The organism is Vicinamibacteria bacterium (assembly GCA_035620555.1).
In the GTDB taxonomy this organism is placed as follows: Bacteria; Acidobacteriota; Vicinamibacteria; order Marinacidobacterales; family SMYC01; genus DASPGQ01.
Genome location: DASPGQ010000820.1, coordinates 1 through 4,521, shown reverse-complemented (window position 1 = coordinate 4,521; position 4,521 = coordinate 1). Strand labels below are relative to the sequence as shown.

At 61.2% G+C, this 4,521-nt stretch carries 3 protein-coding genes; all 3 read left to right on the top strand.

What is annotated here, in order from left to right:
* The first annotated feature begins 397 nt into the window (after positions 1 to 397).
* On the top strand, positions 398 to 1,177 hold the full coding sequence (locus VEK15_32730) for a hypothetical protein (GenBank protein HXV65508.1): 780 nt from the start codon (positions 398 to 400) through the stop codon (positions 1,175 to 1,177).
* Positions 1,177 to 3,225: a flotillin family protein gene (locus VEK15_32725; protein HXV65507.1), complete on the top strand. Its 2,049-nt coding sequence runs from the start codon at positions 1,177 to 1,179 to the stop codon at positions 3,223 to 3,225. The genes VEK15_32730 and VEK15_32725 overlap by 1 nt, the downstream gene beginning before the upstream one ends.
* A gap of 3 nt (positions 3,226 to 3,228) precedes the next feature.
* A partial coding sequence (locus VEK15_32720; protein HXV65506.1) for a DNA repair ATPase occupies positions 3,229 to 4,521 on the top strand: 1,293 nt, incomplete at its 3' end.

Genomic DNA, 4,521 nt, shown 5'->3' with positions numbered 1-4,521 from the left:
AGAAACCCTGCAAGACACTCTCTCTAAACCGGTTGGCCCCTCGCCCCGACCACCCGGCGCGACCCGGATCGCATTTCGAATAGAATAAATTGGTTTTCAGTCAGGGATGCCGAGCCCGAAGCGCCACCGTTTCGAAAGCCTTCGGAGCAGCCTCCGACCGTACCCGATCCCGCCGGATTAATCGCGGATTTGCGAACAATGAGCGCAGGACCGACCCGCGAGCCCTTGTAACTTCCCGCCTTTTTTCGTAATATTCTTGGCAAGAGCCAATTAAGGACTCTATCACCACAACCGGCTTAAGGAACACCACCGAAATCACGATGCACGTGTACCGGTAGCGACCCTATCGGGAACGCCAGGCTACCTGCCCCGAGCAGCTGTGAAATAGGAGGACCGAATGCTCGCGTTCCTTACGACCGTCCTTTCCTTCCCAACGGTCGTTTTCACGGTGCTTCTGGGCCTCACCCTGCTCTACTGGCTCGTCGTCATCGCCGGCGCCGTCGATCTCGATTTCTTGGATGGCGTGGTCGGACTCGACGGCGCGGAGGCCGCCCTCGACGGAGCCCTCGAGCATGTGGACGGCGCGCTCGACAGCCTGGACCGAGCGGCGGACGTGGCTGCCGAGCCCCTCGAAACCGCCTCGGGGACCGTGGACGAAGTGGACGTGGACGGCGATGGGGGAAGCACGCGGACGATGGGCTGGCTCATGAATGCCATGGGGGTCCGGGGCGTGCCGGTAACCATCGTCGCGAGTTTCGTCATCTTCTGGGCGTGGATATTGAGCTATGCCGCGACCCGTGCGCTCGGCCCCCTTGGGGCGAGCATCGTGGTCGGCCTTTTCGTGGGCGCGGCCGCTCTCGGCGCATCCTTCGTTCTCGCGGCCTTCACCAGCCGGCCCTTCAAGAAACTCTTCGTAACCCACCTCGGAGCCCGGAGAGCGTCTCTGGTCGGCAAGATGTGCACGGTCACGTCCACGAAAGTCGATGAGCAGTTTGGTCGAGCGGAGATCGACGATGGCGGCTCGGGCTTCGTCGCCGAGGTACGCTGCTCGTCCCAGCACGACTTGAGACGCGGATCCAGAGCTCTCGTCTTTCGCTACGAGCCAGTCGAGGGCGTCTTCTTCATCGGGCCGATCGACGAGGTGTTGGCCCAGGTATCAGGAGAGGGGAAGAAATGATGAACTGGGTTGTTCTCTTGGTGGTCGCTCTGGCTGCCGTCGGCATCCTCTTTCTCGGCGGCATGATGATAGTCGCCAAGTTCTACCGCAAGGTCGAGCAGGGCAAGGCTCTCGTCGTCAACAAAATGAAGAAGGACCCCGAGGTGACCTTCACCGGGGCCGTCGTGTTCCCTGTGATCCACAAGGCGGAGACGATGGACATCTCGGTCAAGACGATCGAGATCGATCGCCGGGGGAAAGAAGGGCTTATCTGTCAGGACAACATCCGGGCGGACATCAAAGTCACGTTCTTCGTTCGCGTCAACAAGACGGGTGAGGACGTGATCAAGGTCGCTCAGGCGATCGGCTGCGCTCGAGCATCGTCACCCGAGACCCTGAACGAGCTGTTCAATGCGAAGTTCTCGGAAGCCTTGAAGACGGTGGGCAAACAGCTGGACTTCGTCGACCTCTACACCAAGCGCGACGAGTTCCGCGATGCCATCATCCGCATCATCGGACGCGATTTGAACGGCTACGTCCTCGAGGACGCGGCCATCGACTATCTCGAACAGACGCCGCTCGGGAGCCTCGATCCCCAGAACATTCTCGACGCCCAGGGAATCCGAAAGATCACCGAGCTCACCGCCGTGGAGCACGTCAAGACGAACGAGTTCGAGAACAACGAGAAGAAGTCGATCAAGAAACAAGACGTCGAAGCGGCGGAAGCCATTCTCGAGCTCGAGCGCCAGCAGGCGGACGCCGAGTCGAGACAGAAGCGCGAGATCGAGTCGGTGAGAGCTCGGGAGACGGCGGAGCTCCAGAAGATTCAGGCCGAGGAGCGCCTCAAGTCCGAATCCGCGCGCATCAAGACCGACGAAGAAGTGTCCATCGCCGAGGAGAACAAACTGCGGCAAGTCCAAGTGGCACAGAAGAATCGCGAGCGAGTCATCGCCGTCGAGACCGAGCGCGTCGAGAAGGACCGCCAGCTCGAGGCCATTTCCCGTGAGCGCGAGGTCGAGCTCCAGCGAATCGACAAAGAAAAAGCTCTCGAAGTCGAGCGCAAGGTCATTCAGGACGTGATCCGCGACCGCGTTGCCGTGGAGCGAACCGTTGTCGAGGAGCAAGAGCGCATCAAGGAGCTCCAGGTCGTCGAAGAGGCGAAGCGGATGAAACAGTCGACCATCATCACCGCCGAGGCGCAAGCCCAGGAGCAGCTCGTCAAGGACATCAAGAAAGCCGAAGCCCAGGAGCAGGCGGCGAAGTTCAAAGCCCAGGAGCGCATCACCTTGGCCGAGGCGGACCTAGAAGCCGCCGATCGGCAGGCACGAGCGAAGATCCGGCTCGCGGAAGGTGTCCAGGCCGAGGAGGCAGCACCTGGGCTCGCCGCCGCCAGAGTCAAGGAGGCGGATGCGGTCGCTACCGAGAAACATGGGCTCGCCGAGGTCAAGGTCAAGGAAGCCGACGCCGGTGCCATCGCCAAGGTAGGGACCGCCCAGGCTTCCGTCGTGCGCGAGAAGGGTCTGGCCGACGCCGTCGCCATCAAGGAGCGCCTCTCCGCCGAGGCCCGGGGCATCGCGGAAAAGGCCCAGGCGATGAAGGCTCTGGACCCGTCCAGCCGAGAGCACGAGGAATACCGCCTCCTCATGGAAAACCAGAGGACTCTCGGCATCGAAGCCATTCGGGCTTCCAGGGAGGTCGCCGAGCACAAAGCGAAGATCCTCGGGGACGCTCTCGAGAACGCCGACATCGACATCGTCGGCGGCGATGGAGCCTTTCTCGATCGGATCGTCAATGCCGTGGGAATGGGCAAGGCGGTCGACGAGTTCATCGAGCAAAGCGATTTCGCCTCGGCGCTCACCAAAGACGTCGTCAACGGGAACAAGAACATCATCCAGCAGATCAAACAGGCTCTCCTCGACTCGGGTATCGACCGAGGCACGATCAAGGACATCACCATCGGCGCTCTTCTCGCCAAGCTGGCGGGAGGGTCTAGCGGAGACCACCTCGAGAAACTCCAGAAGCTACAACGGCAGGCCAAGGCGCTCGGTCTCGACGACGTGCGGCTCTGAGTCATGGCCCAATCCGTGACCGAAGCGACTCAAGGTGGCCTCGAGCGCGGCACCTACGAAATCGTCCGCGATCGCCTCCTCGCCCAGGGAAAAACGCTGGGCGAGAAGGCGGAGTCGTTGAACCGGAAGAGGCTCGATCTCTTCGGCGGTGCGGAGCTGGCGGTTCTGGGAAACGAGCGGATCCGCACCGAGAACAACTGTATTCCCCGGGACATCAAGGGGGTGGGCAACAATCTCCTGTTCGGTTACAACGTGTTCATCGGACTGAAGCGGCAGACCCGCGTCGAGGACGTCTTCAGCCTCCACCACTTCGAGCGAACCGACCGAGGATTCTCGTTTCGCCAGATCGAACCCGATTCTCCCGATTTTTTTCTCTCCCATCCGAAGTTCGTCGAGGACTTCCACGAGCTGTACGCGTACTACAAGAACGCCCGTCTCCTTCAGCTCCGGCGGCTGGACGAGAGACTTCTGGCCGTTTTCCAGATCGGGGAGAAGCTCGAGGACATTCGCGTCTTTCGCTGGGCGGTCGACGATAGCAAGGTGGTGTACATCGACAACCGCGGCGAGCGCGACCACGTCTTCCCGCCGACCCACGACTTCGAATGGACCCCCACGACGAGAGAGAACTACGTCTCGGGGCGCCATCCTCACGTGAACATACTCGACGAGGTCTTCGTCGAGACCATCGCCGGCGATCTGACCGTCAAGATCGAGAACAACACCGAGGACGGTAAAGGAATCTATCGCGAGCCGGTCCTAGACGCCGACCAGTCGCTCGACGACGCGCAGATCCTGTACGCGAAACTGGGCACGCTCATCGTCATGAAGGTGCTCCCCTATCGCGAGCACGAGTGGCGTCATCTCGTGTTCAATACCCGCACGAAACGGGTCGATCGGATCGACGCCATCGGCCAGGCCTGTGTACAGCTTCCCGAGGACCACGGGATCATCTTCCCCGGCGGCTACTACCTCAAGAGCGGCGAGACGAAGACCTTCGATCGCCAGATCGAGAAAATGGAGTTTCTCAAGCGAATCCGCTCTCCCAACGGCGAGGACGTTCTCTATTGCTTCCACGAGCGCGGTTCGGGACGCTCGATATTGCTGCCCTACAACCTCATCCGCAAGGAGGTCGACAACCCGCTCGGCTGCCACGGCTTCAGTCTGTACCCCGACGGCACTCTGGTGATCTTTCGCGGAGAATCGGACGAGCCCAAGCGGGTTCACCGGATGCAGGTCTGGCGCACTCCCTTCATGAGTGACGAGCACGTGAAGACCAAGCCGCCGACGGGCTCGTTT

What these genes read in the sequence shown, in the direction of transcription:
- VEK15_32730 (HXV65508.1), top strand. Translation starts at nt 398, where the DNA reads ATGCTCGCGTTCCTTACGACCGTCCTTTCCTTCCCAACGGTCGTTTTC.
- VEK15_32725 (HXV65507.1), top strand. Translation starts at nt 1,177, where the DNA reads ATGAACTGGGTTGTTCTCTTGGTGGTCGCTCTGGCTGCCGTCGGCATC.